This is a genomic window from Nonomuraea sp. NPDC049625 (assembly GCF_040675285.1).
Taxonomy (GTDB): Bacteria; Actinomycetota; Actinomycetes; order Streptosporangiales; family Streptosporangiaceae; genus Nonomuraea; species Nonomuraea angiospora_A.
Genome location: NZ_JBFAOQ010000017.1, coordinates 167,504 through 187,265 on the forward strand (window position 1 = coordinate 167,504; position 19,762 = coordinate 187,265).

General features: G+C 71.3%; 20 protein-coding genes and 1 pseudogene. 12 read left to right on the forward strand and 9 right to left on the reverse strand.

Annotated features, from left to right (window positions below; translation table 11 throughout):
* Positions 1-93 precede the first annotated feature (93 nt).
* Positions 94-774 (forward strand): annotated as a pseudogene (locus AB0J87_RS50005) (serine/threonine-protein kinase); the annotation flags it as partial.
* A gap of 236 nt (positions 775-1,010) precedes the next feature.
* On the opposite strand, the gene AB0J87_RS50010 reads toward AB0J87_RS50005, so the two are convergent.
* Positions 1,011-1,244, reverse strand: coding sequence for a hypothetical protein (locus AB0J87_RS50010; RefSeq protein WP_363979476.1), 234 nt, complete (start codon positions 1,242-1,244; stop codon positions 1,011-1,013).
* Between the two features lie 188 nt (positions 1,245-1,432).
* On the opposite strand from AB0J87_RS50010, the gene AB0J87_RS50015 reads away from it, so the two are divergent.
* A complete protein-coding gene (locus AB0J87_RS50015) occupies positions 1,433-1,957 on the forward strand; it encodes a hypothetical protein (RefSeq protein WP_363979479.1) in 525 nt (174 codons plus the stop codon).
* Here the strand turns inward: AB0J87_RS50015 and AB0J87_RS50020 are convergent.
* From AB0J87_RS50020 to AB0J87_RS50030, 3 genes are all read right to left on the reverse strand, one after another.
* The gene (locus AB0J87_RS50020; protein ID WP_363979482.1) at positions 1,954-5,262 is read right to left on the reverse strand and encodes a protein kinase; all 3,309 of its coding nucleotides are present in this window, start codon (positions 5,260-5,262) and stop codon (positions 1,954-1,956) included. The two genes, AB0J87_RS50015 and AB0J87_RS50020, sit on opposite strands and share 4 nt — an antisense overlap.
* Positions 5,263-5,358: 96 nt before the next feature.
* Positions 5,359-5,913, reverse strand: a complete 555-nt coding sequence (locus AB0J87_RS50025) for a GNAT family protein (RefSeq protein WP_363979485.1) — start codon at positions 5,911-5,913, stop codon at positions 5,359-5,361.
* A gap of 12 nt (positions 5,914-5,925) precedes the next feature.
* Positions 5,926-6,435 carry a shikimate kinase gene (locus AB0J87_RS50030; RefSeq protein ID WP_363979488.1) on the reverse strand — a complete coding sequence of 170 codons (510 nt, stop codon included), beginning with the start codon at positions 6,433-6,435 and terminating at the stop codon, positions 5,926-5,928.
* A gap of 38 nt (positions 6,436-6,473) precedes the next feature.
* On the opposite strand from AB0J87_RS50030, the gene AB0J87_RS50035 reads away from it, so the two are divergent.
* On the forward strand, positions 6,474-6,755 hold the full coding sequence (locus AB0J87_RS50035; protein ID WP_192787484.1) for a hypothetical protein: 282 nt from the start codon (positions 6,474-6,476) through the stop codon (positions 6,753-6,755).
* Between the two features lie 13 nt (positions 6,756-6,768).
* Positions 6,769-7,254, forward strand: coding sequence for a ChaB family protein (locus tag AB0J87_RS50040; protein ID WP_363979492.1), 486 nt, complete (start codon positions 6,769-6,771; stop codon positions 7,252-7,254).
* Between the two features lie 87 nt (positions 7,255-7,341).
* Here the strand turns inward: AB0J87_RS50040 and AB0J87_RS50045 are convergent, their stop codons facing one another.
* The 3 genes from AB0J87_RS50045 to AB0J87_RS50055 form a co-directional block, all read right to left on the reverse strand.
* Positions 7,342-9,171: a transketolase gene (locus AB0J87_RS50045; RefSeq protein ID WP_363979495.1), complete on the reverse strand. Its 1,830-nt coding sequence runs from the start codon at positions 9,169-9,171 to the stop codon at positions 7,342-7,344.
* 81 nt (positions 9,172-9,252) lie between these two features.
* Positions 9,253-10,260 carry an SDR family oxidoreductase gene (locus tag AB0J87_RS50050; protein ID WP_363979498.1) on the reverse strand — a complete coding sequence of 336 codons (1,008 nt, stop codon included), beginning with the start codon at positions 10,258-10,260 and terminating at the stop codon, positions 9,253-9,255.
* 7 nt (positions 10,261-10,267) lie between these two features.
* Positions 10,268-10,543, reverse strand: a complete 276-nt coding sequence (locus AB0J87_RS50055; RefSeq protein WP_363979501.1) for a hypothetical protein — start codon at positions 10,541-10,543, stop codon at positions 10,268-10,270.
* 54 nt (positions 10,544-10,597) lie between these two features.
* Between AB0J87_RS50055 and AB0J87_RS50060 the strand changes: the two genes are divergently transcribed.
* Genes AB0J87_RS50060 through AB0J87_RS50070 form a run of 3 tightly spaced genes read left to right on the forward strand, consistent with a single transcriptional unit; the run spans position 10,598 to position 12,611 of the window.
* A complete protein-coding gene (locus tag AB0J87_RS50060) occupies positions 10,598-11,593 on the forward strand; it encodes a DNA topoisomerase IB (protein WP_363979504.1) in 996 nt (331 codons plus the stop codon).
* Between the two features lie 45 nt (positions 11,594-11,638).
* Positions 11,639-11,887 (forward strand): BON domain-containing protein, encoded by a 249-nt coding sequence (locus tag AB0J87_RS50065; RefSeq protein WP_192787480.1) that lies wholly within the window; start codon positions 11,639-11,641, stop codon positions 11,885-11,887.
* On the forward strand, positions 11,880-12,611 hold the full coding sequence (locus AB0J87_RS50070) for a metallophosphoesterase (RefSeq protein WP_221519178.1): 732 nt from the start codon (positions 11,880-11,882) through the stop codon (positions 12,609-12,611). The genes AB0J87_RS50065 and AB0J87_RS50070 overlap by 8 nt, the downstream gene beginning before the upstream one ends.
* 358 nt (positions 12,612-12,969) lie before the next feature.
* Here the strand turns inward: AB0J87_RS50070 and AB0J87_RS50075 are convergent, their stop codons facing one another.
* On the reverse strand, positions 12,970-13,119 hold the full coding sequence (locus AB0J87_RS50075) for a GPGG-motif small membrane protein (RefSeq protein ID WP_165959640.1): 150 nt from the start codon (positions 13,117-13,119) through the stop codon (positions 12,970-12,972).
* A gap of 113 nt (positions 13,120-13,232) precedes the next feature.
* Here AB0J87_RS50075 and AB0J87_RS50080 point away from each other — a divergent pair, with 113 nt between their 5' ends.
* On the forward strand, positions 13,233-13,829 hold the full coding sequence (locus AB0J87_RS50080; protein ID WP_350728242.1) for a nucleotidyltransferase: 597 nt from the start codon (positions 13,233-13,235) through the stop codon (positions 13,827-13,829).
* A gap of 56 nt (positions 13,830-13,885) precedes the next feature.
* Here AB0J87_RS50080 and AB0J87_RS50085 read toward each other — a convergent pair whose 3' ends face one another.
* Positions 13,886-14,227 (reverse strand): PRC-barrel domain containing protein, encoded by a 342-nt coding sequence (locus AB0J87_RS50085; RefSeq protein WP_192787477.1) that lies wholly within the window; start codon positions 14,225-14,227, stop codon positions 13,886-13,888.
* Positions 14,228-14,377: 150 nt separating this feature from the next.
* Between AB0J87_RS50085 and AB0J87_RS50090 the strand changes: the two genes are divergently transcribed.
* The 4 genes from AB0J87_RS50090 (at position 14,378) to secA2 (ending at position 19,719) form a co-directional block, all read left to right on the forward strand.
* Positions 14,378-15,463: an acyltransferase gene (locus tag AB0J87_RS50090; RefSeq protein ID WP_355199560.1), complete on the forward strand. Its 1,086-nt coding sequence runs from the start codon at positions 14,378-14,380 to the stop codon at positions 15,461-15,463.
* A gap of 67 nt (positions 15,464-15,530) precedes the next feature.
* Positions 15,531-16,346 carry an SAM-dependent methyltransferase gene (locus tag AB0J87_RS50095; RefSeq protein WP_363979512.1) on the forward strand — a complete coding sequence of 272 codons (816 nt, stop codon included), beginning with the start codon at positions 15,531-15,533 and terminating at the stop codon, positions 16,344-16,346.
* A 171-nt stretch (positions 16,347-16,517) separates the two neighbouring features.
* Positions 16,518-17,381, forward strand: a complete 864-nt coding sequence (locus tag AB0J87_RS50100; protein WP_363979515.1) for an EamA family transporter — start codon at positions 16,518-16,520, stop codon at positions 17,379-17,381.
* A gap of 187 nt (positions 17,382-17,568) precedes the next feature.
* A complete protein-coding gene (gene secA2 / locus AB0J87_RS50105) occupies positions 17,569-19,719 on the forward strand; it encodes an accessory Sec system translocase SecA2 (protein WP_363979518.1) in 2,151 nt (716 codons plus the stop codon).
* The last annotated feature ends 43 nt before the right edge of the window (positions 19,720-19,762 follow it).

A 19,762-nucleotide genomic window follows, 5' to 3' on the forward strand; every position in this document is an offset into this window, starting at 1 on the left:
CGCGGGCAGCGGGTCGGCCCTACGCTGCTCTGCATGCACAAACGGGTGATCGACGGCCGTTTCGAGCTCAACGAGCGGCTCGGCGGCGGGGGCATGGGCCTGGTGTGGCGGGCCTGGGACGTGGCCCTGCACCGCGAGGTCGCGCTCAAGGAGGTACGCCCGCCCGACCCCTCCATGGACGAGCACGACCCGGCGGGCGCCCGCGAGCTGCGGGCCAGGGTGCTGCGCGAGGCCCGCGCCCTGGCCCGGCTGAACCACCCGCACGTGGCCACCATCCACCACATCGTCGACCCCGGCGAGCAGGGCTACCCGTGGATCGTCATGGAGCTGGTCACGGGCGGCTCCCTCCAGGACCGCATCCAGCGCGGGCCCATGTCGCCGCAGGAGGTGGCGCGCCTGGGCAGGGAGGTCCTGTCCGCGCTGCGGGCCGCGCACGCCGTCGGCATCCAGCACCGCGACGTCAAACCGGCCAACGTCCTGTTACGCGAGGACGGCCGGTCGGTGCTCACCGACTTCGGCATCGCGGCGGTACGCGAGTCCACGAGCCTGACGGCCACCGGGTCGTTCATCGGATCGCCCGAGTACATGGCGCCCGAGCGCATCAACGGCGTCGAGGGCGACCCGGCCTCCGACTTCTGGTCGCTCGGCATGATGCTGTACGTGGCGGTGGAGGGGCGGCACCCGCTGCGCAGGAGCACCACGCTGGCGACCCTGGCCGCGGTGCTCAACCAGGAGGTGCCGCCGCCGGAGCGCGCCGGGGCGCTCACCCCCGTGCTGAGCGCGCTGCTCAGGCGCGACCCGGCGGGCCGCCCCGACGCCGAGACCCTCGACCGCATGCTGGCCTCGGCCGCCGACCCCGGCGCGGCACCGCCCCCGATGCCCCCCACCCCTGCCCCGGCGATGCCGGGCCCGCACGCCCAGGGCCCCGCCCCGGCGGGCCCCGCGATGGGCCCCGGAATGGGTCACGCGACGGGTCCTGGGATGGGTCACGCGACGGGTCCTGGGATGGGTCACGCGACGGGCCCCGGGACGCCCGGGCCGCACGCCGCCCACACGGTGCCGCCCATGGCCGGTCGCCCAGGGCCGCCGATGGGCGGGCAGACCATGCCGCCCGGGTACGGGCACGCGCCGCAGCAGCCCCCGTGGGGTCCGGCGCCGATCCCGAAGGCGACCACCGTGCACGGCCGCCGCCGCGGCGGCGGGGGCCTCACCGTGGGCATCGTGACGTCGGCCGTCGCGGTCACGGTGGCAGGCGTACTGGTGTGGCAGCTGATCCCCTCCGCGTCGAGGAGCACTACGAGGAAGGACCCGTCGGGGGGGGGGGGGGGGGGGGGGGGGGGGGGGGGGGGGGGGGGGCGCCCCCCGCCGCCGCCGCCCCCCCCCCCCCCCCCCCCCCTCCGCGTCGTGGCCCACACCGCGGAAGCACCCGTCGGTGCGAACCCCCTCGGAGGACTCCTCCGAGGTGGAGCGCACCGATCCCGAGTCCCCGCGCGACAGCACGCCCGCCACACCCGGCAACCTGCACACCCCTGCGGGAATGCGGGCCCTGATCACCAAGATCAAGAACGAGCTCGGCGGCACCAAGGTCGTCAGGATGACGGTGTACCCCACGTACGCCTCGATCGAGGCACCGACCAAGGCCAACAAGGCCGTCTACGACACCTACTTCTACCGCGACGGCGAGATCACCCGCTCGAGCGCCGGCGGCAAGATGAGCGGCAAGCCTTTCGTGGACCTGCAGAAGTACAACTGGGATGCCCTCCCTGCCCTGTTCAAAAAGGCGAACAAGGACCTCGGCGTCGCCAAGCCGACCTCGCGGTACCTGATCGTGGACCCCGACTACGCGTTCGCCACCCCGCGCCAGGTGCTGCTCGTCTACGCGTCCGACGAGTACAGCTCGGGCTACCTGGTCGCCAACCTCCAGGGCAAGGTGGTCAAGACCTACGCGAGCGACTAGCAGATCTTCTGGTATCCGCTCTCCGGGATCAGCCGGGTCCACTCCGCCTTGCTCAGCGACCCGCCCGCCCTGGCGCACACCGCCTGCGCCGCCAGCCCGGGATCGACCGGGCTCTCGCGTACGGTGCCGTCCGGCCCGACGCCGCGCAGCCGCTTGCCGTCCTGGGTGAAGGCCGGTCCGGCGGCCCACGAGCCCGCCTGGCCGACCTCCCGCATCGTGCCCGCGTCCCAGAGCGAGGTACGGGCGGCGTCGATGGCCAGCAGGTCGCCGCCGGGGGAGAAGCGGAGCTCGTCCACCGGGGCCGTCCCCGTCTGGATGGTGCCCCGCGCCTTCCCCTTGCGCAGGTCCCAGAGGAGCACGTGCCCGCCCTCCAGCCCGAACGCCAGCGTGCGCCCGTCGGGCGAGAAGGCGAGCGCGGTCGGCGCCGGCGGGTCCTCGCCGGCGTCGGCGGACCGGTCGAGGACCAGCGGGGTGATCGCGCCGGTGCGCAGATCGAGGAGCTTGGCGCCGGCGGCCAGCGTCGAGCCGTCGGGGCTGAAGGCCATCGCCAGGTCGCCCGCGCCCTCGTACGCCTTGATGCGCCGCCCCTTGCGCACGTCCCACGTCTCCAGGGTCCTGCCCCGCGCGGTGGCCAGCGTGTCGCCGGCGGGGGAGAGGGCCACGGCGAGCACGTCGCCGCCCGCGTCGATGGCGGCGACCCGGCGGCTGCTGGTCACCTCCCACACGGTCACGGGGTCGCCCGCGACGGCGAGCAGCCGGCCGTCGGCGTCGAAGGCCAGGTCGCCGGCGGCGGCGATGCGGCCGAGCTGCTTGCGCTCCACGGTGTCGGTGAGCTCGATGGAGTCGCCGACCTCCTTGGCGGCGACCCGCCCGTTGCCGGAGAAGGCGGCGGAGGGGGCGTCCTCGGACGGCACGGGCAGCCCCGAGACGTCGAGCGAGACCACGGAGCCGGTGCCGCTCAGGTAGCGCAGCGAGCGGCCGTCGGCGGAGAAGGCCAGGCCGCGCTCGGGGTTTCGGAGGGGGTAGGCGCCCGCGAGGCGGCGTTCTGCGACGTTCCAGACCCGGACCTCGCCGTCGCCCGGCAGCGCGAGCAGGCGTCCGTCGGGGCTGAAGGCGGGCGGGTCGGCCGAGGTGTGCCCCAGGGCGTCGGCCCCGACCACCTCGATGCCGCGCACGGATTCCCGGGCCATGCGCCCCTCCGCCCGGAACATCTCGGGTGTTCCGGACGCCGTGGGGTTCGGCGTGGTCGCCCGCTTGGGGATGACCGGGCTCGGGGGTCTGGCCGCCACGAGCGTGATCCCGTCGCGTCCGGCCACGGCCAGCGTCGCCCCGTCGGGGCTGAACGCCAGGGCGGGCGCCGCCGCGTCCGCGCCGGTGGGCGGCTGGACCGAGACGGTGCCGGTCTTGGTCCGCCCTGCCAGCTCCCACAGATCGACCCGCCCGCTCAGGCTGGAGAAGGCGGCCCTAGTCCCGTCGGCGGAGAGCGCCACCTGGCGGTCGGCGACGTCGAACAGCAGCCGCCCGCCCCGGTAGACCCTGGTCCTGTTGCCCTGGCCGATCGCGTAGGTGACCGGCTCTAAGGGCGCGCGCCCCGTGGACACCTCGAACGGCCGGCCGTCGGCCGCCTCCGCGAACCTCCCGTCGTCGCTCAGCACGCTCCCCGCCGGCAGCGAGTACGAGCCGAGCCGCTGCCCGCCGGCCAGGTCCCAGACGGCGACCGTACCCGTGCCCCACTTGACCAGTTGGTCGCCGCGCAGCACGTAACGCGCCCGCAGGTCGGCGGCGGGGTCGGTGAACACCCCCAGCTCCGGCTGCACCAGCGAGGCCTGCAGCGCCGCCCGCGCCTCGAACACCGGCGACAGCTTCCAGGCCGCCACGCTCAGCCGCATCGCCGTACGCGGATCGGACGACCGCAGCGCCTCCGCCCTGGCGGCCACGGCCCGCGCGTTGGCCTCGACGAGCTGCCCGCGCAGCTGGTTCTGCCCGTGCACGGACACCACGGACAGCGTCACGGCGATGGCCAGCACGGCGGCCAGCGCCGCCAGCGCGGGTGTGAGCAGCCTCCTGCGCTGCTTGGACAGGGTCACGCTGTCGTTGACGAAGTCGCGTTCGAGCTGGTTGAGGCGTAGATGGCGGCGCTTGGTCGCGGCCCAGGCGAGCGCCGTGTCGAGCGCCTGGCCGCGGAAGAGGTGGCTCCTGCCGCGCCGGTGCTCCGACCAGTTCCTGGCGGCGTCGCGGATCTCCCGGTGCACGTGCATGCTCTCGCGCTCGTCCTCTACCCAGGCGCGCAGCCGGGGCCAGGCCCGGTAGAGGGCCGCGCTGGCCGGGGCCACCCGCTGGTCGCTGACCGCGACGAGCTTGCCCACGGGCGTCTCGGTCGGGGCCACGCGGACGCTGCGGCGTACCAGGAGACCCGCCTCCATGAGCGGGCCGAGCACGTCGCCCTCGTCGTGCGGGCTGTCGCCGTCGAGCAGGCGCAGCAGCAGCCCCGGCACCTCCGCCTGCTGCCGCGGCGTGAGCGCGAGGTAGACCTCCTCGGCCACCTCGCCCAGCGAGCGCGGCCCGGCGTGCCCCTCGGGCGGCCGCACGTCGGCCGGGCTCTCGACCCACAGCTCCGGCGCGGCGGGCCGGTCGGCGGGATCCTTGGCCAGGGCGCGCCCGACCAGCTCGCGCAGCGGCTCCGGCAGCACGCCGAGGTCGGGGTCGACGGTCAGCAGCCGGTGCATGACCCCGCCCAGGCTCGTCCCGCTGAACGGATCGTCCCCGGTGGCCGCGAACAGCACCACGGCGCCCCACGCGAACACGTCGGCCGCCGTCCCCGAGTCGCGCCCGGTCAGGACCTCGGGAGCCGTGTACGTGTACGTGCCGCCGGCCGGCACGCCCAGCTCGATCACCTTGGGCCCGTCGGCGGCCAGCAGCACGCTCTCCGGATTGAGCCCCCGGTGCGTCAGACCCGCCTCGTGCAGCGCGCTCAGCGCCGACGCCAGCGCGCCGGCCAGCGCGACCAGCTCGTCGCCCGCGTAGGGCCCGTGCAGCTCGACCGCGCGCCGCAGGTCAGGTCCGTCCACGTATTCGCTCACCACGTACGGCACGCCCTCGTCGTCGCCGACGGCGACCACCTCCGCCAGATGGGGGCAGGTGACCCGCTCGAACCGGCGACCGACCTGGCCACGCGGCACCGTCACCGCGAAGCGGCGGCCCTCGTCGTCGTAGGCGTCGTAAACCACGCCGCGCCCGCCCGCGCCGAGTCTGGCCGCCGGCCAGAAGCCGCCGAGCCTCTCGGGGTCACCGGGCACCAAGCGCATCGTCACTGATGCTTAGATGCACGCCACTGCCCAATGGTTGTCCCAAAGACGCCACAGGTCCCCCGCGCGCCTCGGGGGACCCATGCGTCATGATCATTATGCCAGGCTTCCGGATCTTGCCGGCCATTCGTGCCGGAGCACCGACATGAGCACCGCGTCGTGCCATTCGCCGTCCCACAGCAGAGCGTCGCGTTCGACGCCCTCCTCGACGAAGCCGACCTTCTTGTAGACGTGCCGCGCCCGCTCGTTGAAGGCGTAGACGCCCAGCCTAATGCGGTGCAGCGGCGTCGTGGCGAAGGCGTGGTCGAGGACCAGCTCGATGGCCTCGGTGCCGTAGCCCTTGCCGAAGGCGCGCTCGCCGATGAGGGCTATGCGGAGGTTGCAGGCGAGGTTGTGCTGGTCGAGCTCGTTGAGCACGATCTCGCCGACGTATTCGCCGGCGGCCATGATGGCCAGGTCGAGCCGGTCGGCGTGGTCCTTCCTGGTGGCGTACCACTGGTGGGCGGCTCCGCGGTCGATCTCGCCGTGCGAGCCCGTCAGGCGGCCCACCTCGGGGTCGGAGACCAGCTCGAAGAGGCCGTCGACATGCTCCGGGCCGACCGGGCAGAGGGTCACGCGGTCACCCGTCAGGGTGGGCTTCTCGGCGAACATCCCCTTTGGCTATCAGTGCCGATCGCCTTCGGGCAAACCCATTTCCCGCAGCGTCGCGTCCCGCACCTGCTCGGGGGTCAGCTCGCCGACGTCGCACCTCAGGTCCGCGACCTCCCGGAAGAACGGCTCGCGGCGGGCCCGCATGACGGCGGGGCCGTAGTCGGGGCGGTGGCTGCTCGACTTCATCCGCTGGGCCAGCACCTCGTCGGCGGCGTCCACCCAGACCACGAACGCCTTGGCCAGCGCCGCGCGCACCTCGGGGAACTCGACCGTGCTGGCCGCCGCCGCGATGACCTCCGGCTCGCCGGCCAACTGGTGCAGCACGTGGTCGGCCTCGTACCGGTGCAGTGCGTCCGCTCCCTCGCGTTCGGCGATCTGCGCGGCGGTGCCGCCGTAGCGCCCCTGAAGGAACGGATCGCTGTCGCTGAACGGCAGCCCGAGCGCCTGCGCGATCAACCGGCCGGCGCTCGACTTGCCTGAGCCCATGAGCCCGACCAGTACGACTGGTTTGTTTTTCGACATGTGGATAGAGGTTCCTTCGTGTCAAGGAGGTAAATCTGATGACCATCGCCGGAAGCATCATCCTCATCATGCTCGGCGCGATCCTCACCTGGGCCGTCGAGTTCGACCTCGCCGGTCTCGACATCAACGTAGTGGGGGTCATCCTCATGCTCGGCGGCCTCGTCGGACTCCTGTTCGGCATCTACAGGATCAGCGTCACCCGTAGAGCGGTCGGACCCATCGACGAGCCGGTTCACCGTCACGAGGTCTACGAGGAGCCTGAAGCCCGCAGGACCACCGTGTACGAGGAACGCCGCCGCTACGACGAACCACCGCTGTAGGAGGTGAATCGACATGCCAGCTGTTGAAGAGCTGCCGTCGACCATCAAGCGTTCGCCGAAGAGAGCGCAGAACACGTGGATCAAGGCGCACGACAACGCCGTGAAGGAGTACGGCGAGGGCCGGCGCGCCCACATGACCGCGTTCGCCGCGCTGAAGCGATCCTTCGAGAAGGTCGGCGACCACTGGGAGCCCAAGAAGGGCCCCTCCGACAAGGCGACGATGACCCGGACCGGGAAGGCGACCACGACCCGGACCGGTGGCAAGGCCACGATGGCCCGGACCGCCAAGGCCGCCACCCGGACCGCCAAGGCCGCGATGACCCGGACGGCCAAGACGGCCGAGGGCGTCGTCGAGGGCGTCAACCTCAACGCCACCAGGGAGTACCTGCAGAAGATGGCCGCCAAGCTCGACGTGCGCGGCCGATCGAAGATGACCAAGCAGGAGCTGGTGAACGCCATCAGGAGGGCCAACAGGAGGCTGACGGCGAAGGCCCGTTGACGGGGGCTTCCCGCTCAGGGGGCCACGCCAAAAGGGAGGGCCGGGGGCAGGTCGCCCCTCGGCCCTCACTCATGTCCGGCATATCCATCACAGGAGCCGCTTGACCGCCTCGGCGATCGCTTGGCGGTCGATGCCGGCGTCGGCCAGTTGCTCCTCGGGCGTCGCGGAGCCGGGCAGGCCCGTCACGGCCAGCTTCACCACCCGCGGTCCCAGCTCGCTGACCGCGTCCAGCACCGCGTCGCCGAGCCCGCCCTCCAGCCGGTGGTCCTCCACCGTGATCAGGTTGCCCGTGGTGGTGGCCGCCTCGACCAGCGCGGCCGTGTCGACCGGCTTGACCGAGTACAGGTCGATCACCCCCACCGGGATCCCGGCCCCGCTCAGCTCGTCGGCCGCCGCCAGCGCCTCGTGCACGGTCACCCCTGCGGCCACGATGGTGGCCCGGTCGTTGGGCGAGTGCCGCAGCACCCGCGACCCGCCCACGGGGAAGCGCTCGCCCGGCGGGTAGATGACCGGCGTCTCCCCGCGCGTGGTGCGCAGGTAGGAGACGCCTTCGACGTCCGCCAGCTCGGCCGTCAGCGCCGCCGCCTGGTTGGCGTCGCACGGGTAGAGCACGGTGCTGCCGTAGACCGCCCGCAGCATCGCCAGGTCCTCCAGGCCCATCTGGGAGGGCCCGTCCTCGCCGATCGCCACCCCCGCGTGCGACCCCACGAGCCGGATCGAGGCCCTGCTCACGCCGGCCATCCTGATGAAGTCGTACGCCCTGGTCAGGAACGCCGCGAACGTGACCGCGTACGGCTTCCACCCGCGCACCTGCAGGCCGATGGCGGCGGCCACGAGCTGCTGCTCGGCGATGTACATCTCGAAGAACCGCTCGGGGAACTCCTTCCCGAACGCCTCCGTCCTGGTCGAGTCCGCCACCTCGCCGTCCAGCGCCAGGACGTCCCCGCGGGCCGCGCCGAGCGCCGCCAGCGCCTCCCCGAACGCCGTCCGCGTGGCCGCCTTGTCGCCCACCTTGTACGCGGGCAGGCTCATCGGCCTGGTCTCGAACCGGTACGGCGCCGCCGGGGCCTCGGGCTTGTGCACCTCGACCCGCAGGTCCCGCCGGCCGCCCAACTCCTCGACGGCCTTGTCCGGGTCCTTGAGCGGCTTGCCGTGGGCCCCTTCGCGGTTCTCGACCTCCAGGGCTCCCTCGCCCTTGCGCGTCTTGGCCAGGATCACCGTCGGCCGCCTGCGCGTGTTGCGGGCGTCGCTGAGCGCGTAGTCGATCTGACCGGGATCGTGCCCGTCGATCTCGATCGTGTGCCACCCGAACGCCCCGAACCTGCGCGCGTAGGCCCCCGTGTCCCATCCGTGCCGGGTGGGCCCGCGCTGGCCGAGGCGGTTCACGTCCACGATCGCGGTCAGGTTGGCCAGCCCCTCGCAGCCCGCGTGCTCGGCCGCCTCCCAGATGGATCCCTCGGCGAGCTCGCTGTCCCCGCAGAGCACCCACACCCGATACGGCATCCGCTCCAGCCGCCCGGCCATGGCCACCCCGACCCCGACCGGCAACCCCTGCCCGAGGGACCCGGTGGCCACGTCCACCCACGGCAGCCGCGGCGTCGGATGCCCCTCCAACCGGCTGCCCCGCCGGCGGAACGTCAGGAGCTCCTTGTCGTCGACGACCCCGGCTGCCTTGAAGAGTGCATAGAGCAGCGGGGACGCGTGCCCCTTCGAGAAGATCAAGTGGTCGTTGGCGGGGTTGTCCGGGTTCTCGAAGTCGTAGTGCAGGTGGCACGCGAAGAGCACGGCCATCAGATCGGCCGCCGACATCGACGAGGTCGGATGGCCGGACCCGGCCTCAGCGGCCGCCCGCACGGAATCGACCCGCAGTTGCGCGGCCAGTTCGGTCAGGTACTGAAGATCGCGCTCAGGCATCATGGCCTCCTCGGAAGCGGTTTCCCGCCGCCTACCCCGCCAGGCCCGCTTAAGTCGGGCCGATCAGGGGGGACGGGGCTCGGTTCATCGCCCGCGCAGTCGCAGGGCGGCCCACGCGGCGGCCGCGCCGCCGGCCAGCGCGAGGAGGACCGCGCCGCGGTGCTGGGCCAGCCAGAGCTGGGGGCTGTGGGCGTGGGAGCGCGCGTCGAACGAGCCGTGGGCGCCGTAGTCCACGTCCTCGTCCGCCGGCTTCCACAGGTTGGCGACGCCTTCCGGCGGTTTCTCGTCCGTCTGCTGGGACCGCGCGCCGGTCCTGGCCAGATAGCGGTCCACCAGCGCCGGCGCCACGCGCTGGGCCAGGAGGGTGGCGGCCGTGCTGGCCCCCACCCAGTACTCCTTGCGCTCCGGGTGCTCGGCCGCGTACACGATGGCCCTGGCGGCCACCTCCGGCTGGTAGATCGGGGGGACCGGCTGCGGGTGGCGCCGCAGCTTGGACAGCACCCAGTCGAACTGGGGGGTGTTGACCGCGGGCAGCTGCACCAGCGTGATGTCGATGCCGCTGCGGTCGGCCAGCAACTCCGTGCGGACCGACTCCGTGAACCCCTTGACCGCGTGCTTGGCGCCGCAGTACGCCGACTGCAGCGGGATGCCGCGCTGCGACAGCGCCGAGCCGGTCTGGACGATCGCACCCGCGTTGCGCGGGCCCATGAGGTCCAGGGCCACCTTCGTGCCCCAGACGTAGCCCAGGTACGTCACCGCGGTGGTGCGGGCGTACTCATCTGGGGAAATATCGGTGAATTTGGCGAAGACGGATGAAAATGCGGTGTTGATCCAGACGGAAATGGGCCCCATCTCCGCCTCTATACGCTCGGCCGCCCTCCGCACCTGGTCGTAGTCGGCCATGTCGGCCTCGAATACCTCGCCGGTGCCTCCTTCCACCCCCACGTCCACGGCGGCGGCGCCCAGCCCGGTCGTGCCCCGGGCGATGAGCGCCACCTTCGCACCCTGGTGCCCGAGCTGCCGGACGACCGCTCGCCCGACCCCGCCGCTGGCACCCGTCACCACCACTACGCGCCCTTCAAGTGGTGTCATGTCGCAATCAGCCCGCCTCTCCGTCCTGTCGCAGCTTCTGGCGTCGCACGGCCAGCGCGATGTCGACCACCGTGGCCAGGCCCACAACGAGCGCGATCCCCGTCATGACGGGCGCCCCGACGATGATCCCGAGCACCGCGAACGCGAACATGAACACCAGCAGGAACGACCCGATCCTGATGTGCGCCACGTCGCGCGGCGTCGCGGGCACCATGGCATGGCCCCTGATGTCCCGCTCCTCGTGCCACTTTCCGTTATCCGGTATGTCCCTGTTATCCGACATGCCGCCCACCTGCCCGTTCTGTTTGTCCCTTAACTTCCTGGGTAGCCGCTGCCCGTGCCCAAGCTGCGTCCCAGTGATCAGAGCGAGCCGGGGATCGTACGGAGGCGCCGCGGGCGCGGGTTCGGCTACCAGGGGCCTGACGGGCGTGCGGTGCGCGACCGGGCCACGCTGGCCCGCATCAAGGCGCTGGCCATTCCCCCGGCCTGGACCGACGTGTGGATCTGCACGTCCCCCGACGGCCACCTGCAGGCCGTGGGCACGGATGCGGCCGGGCGCAGGCAGTACCGCTACCACGACCTGTGGCGCGAGCAGCAGGACCAGGCCAAGTTCGACCGCGTGCTGGAGGTGGCCGAGCGGCTGCCCGAGTTCAGGAAGGCCGTGGACGGCCGGCTCGGCGGCCGCGGCCTGACCAGGAAGCGGGTGCTGGCCGCCGCGGCCCGCCTGCTCGACGTCGGCTTCTTCCGCATCGGCGGCGAGAGCTACGACACGTACGGGCTGGCCACGCTCAGGATGGAGCACCTCACCTGCTCCAACGGCATGGTCACCTGCTCCTACCAGGCCAAGGGGGACATCTCCCGCGAGGTCGAGGTGGCCGATCCCGGGGCCTGCAAGGTGCTCAGGTCGCTCAAGGCGCTCGGCGTGGAGGGCGAGCTGCTGCGCTACCGGCGGCGCGACGGCGGCTGGGGCTACGTCAGGAGCGAGGACATCAACGACTTCCTGCGCGAGATCATCGGGTACGAGGTCACCGCCAAGGACTTCCGCACCTGGCACGCCACCGTTCTGGCCGCCGTGGGCCTGGCGGTCTCCAAGCCGGCCGGCCAGAAGAAACGTGCGGTGGCCCGGGTCATGCGGGAGGTCGCCGAATATCTGGGCAACACGCCCACGGTGGCCAGGGCCTCGTACGTGGATCCGAGGGTGGTCGAGGCGTACGACCAGGACAGGACCATCGCGGCCGCGCTGACCGAGCTGGGGGCGGACACCGATTTCGGGCAACTGGCCACGGTGGGCCCGGTCGAGCAGGCGGTTATTGACCTTATTCGTGCCGTTTGAGGTGTTAATCCAGGGGCATGCGGCGACAGAAGAAGGAGGCGAGCGATGGAAGCTCCGCAGTACGTCGCGGCCCGTGTCCAGCAGGCGCTGGCCGAGGACGGACGCACGCACGAGCTCGGAATCCGCGTCGACATACGAGGCGACCAGCTGTTCCTGCGCGGTGAGGTCAGCGGGACAGGGCAGCGCGAGCGGCTCGGCCAGGTGGCGCACGAGGCCGCGCCCGAGCTCCACCTGCACAACGAGATCAGGGTCGTGGAGGCCAGTGAGCCGGGGGAGGATGAGCGTCTTGACTGACCTGCGTATCGCGGCCGTCGGAGACATCCACCTGGGGGAGGACGACAGAGGCCAGTACCGCAAGAGACTGGTGGGCATCGAGGAACGTGCGGACGTGCTGATGCTGGCCGGCGACCTGACCAGGCACGGCACGCTGGAGGAGGGGCGGGTCGTGGCCGACGAGCTGCGCGGCCTGCCGATCCCCGTCGTCGCGGTGCTCGGCAACCACGACTACCACTCCGACCTGCAGTACGAGATCGCCGGCGAGCTGCGCGACGCGGGCGTCGTGGTGCTCGACGACGACGGCGCCGTCGTCCAGTGCGGCGACAGGAAGCTGGGCGTGGTCGGCGGCAAGGGGTTCGGCGGCGGGTTCGCGGGCAAGTGCGCCAGCGAGTTCGGCGAGCGGGAGATCAAGAACTTCGTCGCCCACACCCGCTACATCGCCGAGTCCTGGAAGGTCGCGCTGAAGGAGATCGTGGCCGAGAAGCGCGTGGTGCTGTCGCACTACTCCCCGATCAAGGAGACGCTGGAGGGGGAGCCGCACGAGATCTACCCGTTCCTGGGCAGCTACCTGCTGGCGGAGGCGGTCGACACGGCGGGCGCCGACCTGATCCTGCACGGCCACGCGCACAAGGGCAGCGAGAAGGGCATGACACCGGGCGGCATCAGGGTCCGTAACGTGGCGCTGCCGGTGCTGGGCCGGGCCTACGCGGTCTACTGCCTCGACTGCGAGACCGGGTTCTAGAGGACCATCGCGGCCAGGAGACAGACGCCGTCCTCGGTCGCGTCGAACGCCCCCAGCATCATCCCCGACACCCCCTCGACCTGCGCGGCGCCCCGCCCCTGATCAGCACGGGGCGGGGCGCCCGGCGTTCGTCCAGGCGTAGGTGCGCTCCTTCGGGTCGCTCAACGTGGCCCGGGCACCCCGCCGGCGGGGTGCCCGGGCACGGTCCTGGAGTGGCGGTCGGCCGCCCAGGATGCGGAAGTCGAGGGCCGAGGCGTGGACGGCCTGGGCGGATGTCGAGCTCGGTCGCCAGCCGGGCCGTGGCCTCGTCGAGTATGGCTTCGGGGCGCCCGCGGTGCCGCAGCCGGGAGCGCGGAACTTATACGTTGAAGATGCTGACTCCGCCAGGTCCGACCAGGAATCCGAGGACGATGAGCACGATCCCCCAGAGGAGGTCGCGCCTGGCCAGGATCACGTAGATCCCGGAGATGACGAGTATTACCGCGATGATCCAGAGCAAAGTAGCCATGGGTCTGCCACTGCCCTAAGGGGGGTTCGCATAACATGTTTTTTCCCTCATTAATGGGCAAGAGACCCCGGCATCCAACGCCTAGTTGACGATCGTTTGGGTAGCCCGAAAACATGACGAGCCACGGTCACGCTGTCACCGACGCCATCCTCGACACGCTCAAGCGTGCCAGCTCAGGGCTGAAGGACGCCGGGGTGAAATTCGCGCTGGCCGGCGGATGCGCGGCTTACGCGAGAGGCGCCGCACCGTCGCTGCACGACGTCGACTTCATGCTGACCGAGCACGACGTGCCGACCGCGCTGGAGGCGCTGCGCGGGATCGGCTTCCAGACGGCCAAGCCGCCGGAGGACTGGCTGGTCAAGGCGTACGACGAGGGGCGGCTGGTGGACCTGATCTTCCGGGTGTCCGACCAGCCGATCACCGACGAGCTGCTGGACCGGGCCGAGCCGCTGAAGGCGTCCGCCGTGATCGTGCCCGTGCTGGAGGCCACCGACCTGGTCATCTCGTGGCTGCTGCCGCTGTCGGAGCACGCCTGCGACTACGGGGCGCTGCTGGCCCAGGTGCGCGCGCTGCGCGAGCAGGTCGACTGGCCGCGCGTGGCCGCCGTGCTCCAGGACTCGCCGTACGCGATGACGTTCATCACGCTCCTGGAGCGGCTGGACGTGCTGAAGGGCCCGATCGAGCCGAAGGGCGACCCGAAGTGGCCGTGAAACGCCGCGAAGGGCCGCGCCCCCTGGGGCGCGGCCCTTCTGTTGCGGCATGTCGGTTACACGAGCCGGCCGTAGTAGTCGCCTAGCCGCGTCCGGTACTCGGGTTCCTTGAACGTGCCCTCGTCGAACTCGGGCGCGTCCTTGATCTCGGCCTTGGTGCGCGCCACGTACACGTTGCGCTCCTGAGGGTCGATGCTCGTGACGACCTGTGCCGGGAGCATGACCTTCTTACCGAAGATCCAGGGGCCGGTGTCGACGATGATGTAGCTCTCGCCGACCTCGTACGTCGCCTCGTCGACGGACCCGATCTTTCCATCGGTCGCCTGGACGTGGTATCCAACGAGATCCAGGGGCTGGCCGCGGTCGTAGACGTCAGCGCGATAGTTCCAGAGCTCCATGGGGCTCTCTCCCTCTCTTCTTCCGTCCTTCTCGGGCACGCCTCCTGCTACCCGGCCACGGCCGCGTAAACGTCTTGCAAAGCACTTGCATGCAGGCGAGCGGCAAGCGGCCGGGCGCACCCTCTCCATGAACAGGAGGGGGTGGAACCCATGCGAACCAGCTCAGACCGGCTCTACGAGATCGACGGCCTCCGGCTGCTGGCGGCGCTCTGCGTCGTGCTCTTCCACTACACGTTCTCCGGCTGGGCCGGCGGCAACAGCCCGGTGGCCTTCGCCGCCGAGAGCTCCTGGTCCAAGTACGGCTACCTGGGCGTGGACCTGTTCTTCCTGATCAGCGGGTTCGTGGTGCTGATGAGCGCGTGGGGCAGGAGCCCGCGCTCGTTCGTGGTGTCGCGGGCCGTACGGCTCTACCCCGCGTACTGGGTGGGCATCGCGGTCACCGCCGTGGTCACCGTGACGCTTGGGCAGGGGCTGTTCCAGGTGACGCTGCCGCAGGTGCTGGCGAACCTGACGATGTTCCAGGCGGTGCCGGACATCGCGAACGTGGACGTCGTCTACTGGACCCTCTGGGCCGAGATGCGCTTCTACTTCCTCATCCTGGCCCTGACCTGGATCGGGATGACGCGCGGCCGGGTCATGGCGGGGCTGTGGGGCTGGCTGGGGCTGACGTTCGCGGTGGAGACGGGGCTGCTGCCCGGGTTCGCCGACCTGGTCGTGCAGTCGGAGTTCTCCCACTACTTCATCGCCGGGATGGCCCTGTTCATGCTCTACAAGTTCGGGCTGAACCGCCAGATCGCGCTGCTGGTGCCGATCTGCCTGGGCAACGCGGTCTACCGGGCCATCGGGTACGCCGACGCCGTCGGCTCGCGGTACGCGGTGTCGTACTCACACACAGTGATCACCGCCGTGGTCGTGCTCGTCTTCCTCGTCATGACGCTCGTGGCGTTGCGGGCCACCCGCCTGCTGGCCAGGCCGTGGCTGGTGACGGCCGGCGCGCTCACGTACCCGCTCTACCTGCTGCACGGGCACATCGGGTTCATCGTGTTCAACCGGGTGGGGGACGCGGTGAACAAGTACGTGCTGCTGGTCGCGCTCGTCGCGGTCATGTGCGGGGCCGCGTACCTGGTGCACAGGTTCGTGGAGCGGCCGCTGGCACCGGCGTTCAAGCGCCTGCTGTCCGGCCGGCCGGCCGTTCCGTCACTGGGCGTGTTCGTCGCGGGGCGTCCCACAATCTGATGCGTTCTTCCCGTTAAGCCCCCAAGTGCGACTACGATCCCGGTCAAAGCACGCAAAGGGGGCGGGGTTGAGTCTCAGCGGAGAGTACGAGTGGGCTCCACCCGGGGTCGACCCGACGCGGCCCAGCGTGGCCCGGGTACACGACGCGCTGCTCGGCGGCATGGAGAACTTCGCCGCCGACCGCTCGGTGGCCCGCAAGCTGAAGGACACGGTGCCCGAGGTGGTGAACCTCGTCTGGTGCAACCGCGCCTTCATCGGCAGGGTCGTGGACTTCCTCGTTCGCGAGGCCGGGATCAGGCAGATCATCGACCTGGGCGCCGGGCTGCCCACGGTGGAGAACACGCATGAGGTGGCCCAGTTCGCCGACCCCAGGGCCAGGGTGGTGTACGTCGACAACGACCCCATGGTCGAGCCGCACGCCCGCGCCATCCTGAACGGCAATCCGTACGCCGACGCCATCACCGCCGACGTCCGCGACGTGGACGCCGTGCTCGGCCACCCCTCGCTGCGCCGCCTGATCGACCCGGCCCAGCCCACGGCGATTCTCATCATCGGCCTGCTGCACCTGCTGCCGGACCAGGACGACCCGCACGGGCTGGTCCGGCGGTACATGTCCGCGCTGCCGAAGGGCAGCTACCTGGCCGCCTCCAACATGATGGCCTCGGACAACCCCAAGGCCCAGGCGCTGGAGGCCATGCTCCACGTCACCATGGGCACCGGGTACTTCCGCGACCGGGACTCCATCGCCGCGTACTTCGACGGGCTGGCGCTGGTGGAGCCCGGGGTGGTGCACTTTCCCGAATGGCATCCGGACGAGCGCCTGCCCGGCCCGCTGGCCACCTGGGAACAGCTCCTGCTGGGCGGCGTGGCCCGCAAACCCTAGCCTCCGCCGCGCCGCGCTAGGGTGAGCGAGTGCACCGACGCTTGATCTGCTCCCCGCCGCCCGCCCTCTAGCGGGCGGCATTCCCTGAGATTCCGGGTCTGACCGATCCGGGGGTGGTTGCTGCCCGCACACCGGGCCCATTCCGACCACTCCATCCGGAGCACTCCTGTCATGACCCATGTCTCCGCCCGGCGGGGCGCCCTTTACGTGTCCGTGGCCGCGACCGCCTGGGGCACGGGCGGCGCCGCCGGTTCGCTGCTCTTCGAGTCCGGCGGCCTCGGCGCCGTCGGCGTCTCCCTCTGGCGCTACCTCCTCGGCGCAGCCTTCCTGCTCCTCCTCACCCGCCGCCCCGTCGTGGTCGACGGCCGGATCCTGCTGATCGGCGCCGGGATGGCCGTCTACCAGACCGCGTACTTCGCCGCGATCGCCCACTCCGGCGTGGCGATCGCGACCGTGGTGACGATGGGCGCCACCCCCGTCTTCACCGCCCTGGGCAGCCGCTTCCTCCTCCGCGAGCCGCTCGGCCGCGTGGCGCTCACCGCCCTCGCCACCGCCCTGATCGGGCTCGTCCTCCTCACCGGGGAGACCGCGCTGCAGGCCCGCACGTCCTCCATCGCGGGCATCGGCCTCGCCCTGCTCTCGGCCGCCGGGTACGCCGGGGTCACGATCCTGTCCCGGAGGCACGGGGGCGACGATCCGCAGGGTGTGGCGATCGGCGGGTTCGTGGTCGGGGCGGCCTGCCTGGCGCCGTTCGCGCTGGTGGAAGGGGTCGTGCCGAACGTGAGCCTGCCGTCCGTGGCGCTGCTGCTCTACCTGGGCGCGGTGCCGACGGCGCTCGCGTACGGCCTGTTCTTCCGAGCCCTGACCGCGCTGCGCGCCACCACGGTGTCGATCATCACCCTCGGGGAGGCCGTGGGCGCGGCGGTGCTCGGCGTGGTGCTGTTCGGGGAGCGGCTCACCCCTCTTGCCTGGTCGGGGTGCGTGCTGCTGCTGGCCGCCGTCACAGTTCTCGCCGTACGGGCTGAATCCGGGTGACTCGGACATGAGCGATGTGGCGGCGCAGCGTCCCGGATGAGCTAATGTCCGGTACGGCGGCGCTTGCCGTAACGTCGCTCCGCTCCCCTCCCTTGTAAGAGGGAACGGTGTCGGCGAAGCGTGCGTTGGAGGAACTGTGGCCTCAATAAAGGGAATCATCAGGAACCTCTTGGATCGTCCAGGAGGGGTGCCCCTGACCCCCTATGAGAAGATCGTCAAGGCGGCGGAGGGCCGCGCCGATCGGTTGCGCAAGCTCGATGAGCTGCCCGAGCCGAAGATGGACGATCTGGCCGAGTTCTGCGCCATCGCACGCGAGGCCGCCGACAGGACGCTGGGCCTGCGGCCGTACGACGTGCAGTTGCTCGGCACCTTGGCCCTCCTCGACGGGAAGGTCGCCGAGATGGCCACCGGCGAGGGCAAGACGTTGTCCGGCGCCATGGCGGCGGCCGGCTACGCGTTGCAGGGCAAGCATGTCCACGTGATCTCGGTGAACGACTATCTGGCCAGGCGCGACGCCGAGTGGATGGGCCCGTTCTACGAGGCGCTCGGCGTCACCGTGGGCTGGATCGGCCAGAACTCCACGCCGGAGGAGCGGCGCGAGGCGTACGCGAAGGACGTCACGTACGGGCCCGTCAGCGAGATCGGGTTCGACGTGTTGCGCGACCGCCTCCGCACGGTGGCCGGCGAGATCATCGTGCCCGCGCCCGAGGTGGCCCTGATCGACGAGGCCGACTCCGTGCTGGTCGACGAGGCCCGCGTGCCGCTCGTGATGGCCGGGTCCACCGACCCCGGCAGCGCGGTGCCGGAGATGGCGGCGCTGGTCAGGCAGCTCGTACGCGGCTACCACTACGAGATCGACGAGCAGGCCCGCAACGTCTACCTCACCCCCAAGGGCGCCGACAGCGTCGAGAACCTCCTCGGCGTCGAGCTCTACGACGAGCACGAGCCCGGCACGCTCATCGAGCTCAACCTGGCCCTGCACGCCCACGCGCTGCTCGCCCGCGACGTCGACTACATCGTGCGCGACGGCAAGGTCCAGCTGATCAACCCCTCGCGCGGCCGGGTGGCGCTGCTCCAGCGCTGGCCCGACGGCCTCCAGGCGGCCGTGGAGGCCAAGGAGGCGCTGCCGCCGAGCGAGAAGGGCGAGATCCTCGACTCGATCACCGTTCAGGGCCTGATCCGCCGCTATCCGGAGATCTGCGGCATGACGGGCACGGCGGTGGCGGTCAGCGAGCAGCTCGGCGAGTTCTACGGCCTCAAGGTCGCGGTCATCCCGCCCAACCGGCCCTGCGTGCGCGAGGACGAACCGGACCGCATCTACCCGACCGTCCCCGACAAGGACGCCGCCCTGGTCGAGGAGATCCAGGAGATCCACGCCACCGGCCGGCCGATCCTCATCGGCACGCTCGACGTCGCCGAATCGGAGAACCTCGCCAAGCTCCTCCAGCGCCGCGGCATGGAGCCGGTCGTCCTCAACGCCAAGAACGACGCCGAAGAGGCCGCGATCATCGCCAGGGCGGGGGAGCGCGACGCCATCACCGTCTCCACCCAGATGGCCGGGCGCGGCACCGACATCCGCCTCGGGGACGGCGTCGCCGAGCTGGGCGGCCTGTACGTGATCGGCTCGGGCCGCCACGCCAGCAGCCGCCTCGACGACCAGCTCCGCGGGCGAGCCGGTCGCCAGGGCGACCCGGGCGGCTCGGTCTTCTTCGTCAGCACGCAGGACGATCTGATCACCCAGTTCGTCCCCGACGAGCGCCCGCCCGCCGCCGACGCCGACGGCATCGTCCGCCACCGGCGCGGCGCGTACCTCGTCGGCCACGCCCAGCGCGTCGCCGAGGGCGTCAACCTGGAGATCCACCGCAACACGTGGCGTTACACCCGCCTCCTGGAGCACCAGCGCGAGCTCATCCTGGAGTGGCGCGACAAGGTCCTGCACGGCGACTCCGCCTCCAAGGCCCTGTCCACGGCCGATCCCGAACGCTGGGAGGCCCTGCCGGAGGACTCCAGGGACGAGACCGCCCGCCAGATCGTCCTGCACGCCATCGACCGCTGCTGGACCGAGCATCTGGCGTTCCTGACGGACCTGCGCGAGGGCATCCACCTGCGCGCGCTGGGCCGGATGAGCCCGGTCGACGAGTTCCACCGGGAGGCGGTGGCCGAGTACAAGTCGCTGCTGGCGGAGGTGGAGCGGCGCTCGCTGGAGTCCTTCGAGGCGCCCGAGCCGGACCTGAAGCGGCCGACGGCCACCTGGACGTACCTGGTGCAGGACAACCCGTTCGGCACGGAGTGGGACCGCATCCTCAAGCGTGTGACGGCCGCCACCCGCCGCGGCTAGCCGTACCTGACAGAAGGTGACAGGTACGGCTGGAACCATGGAG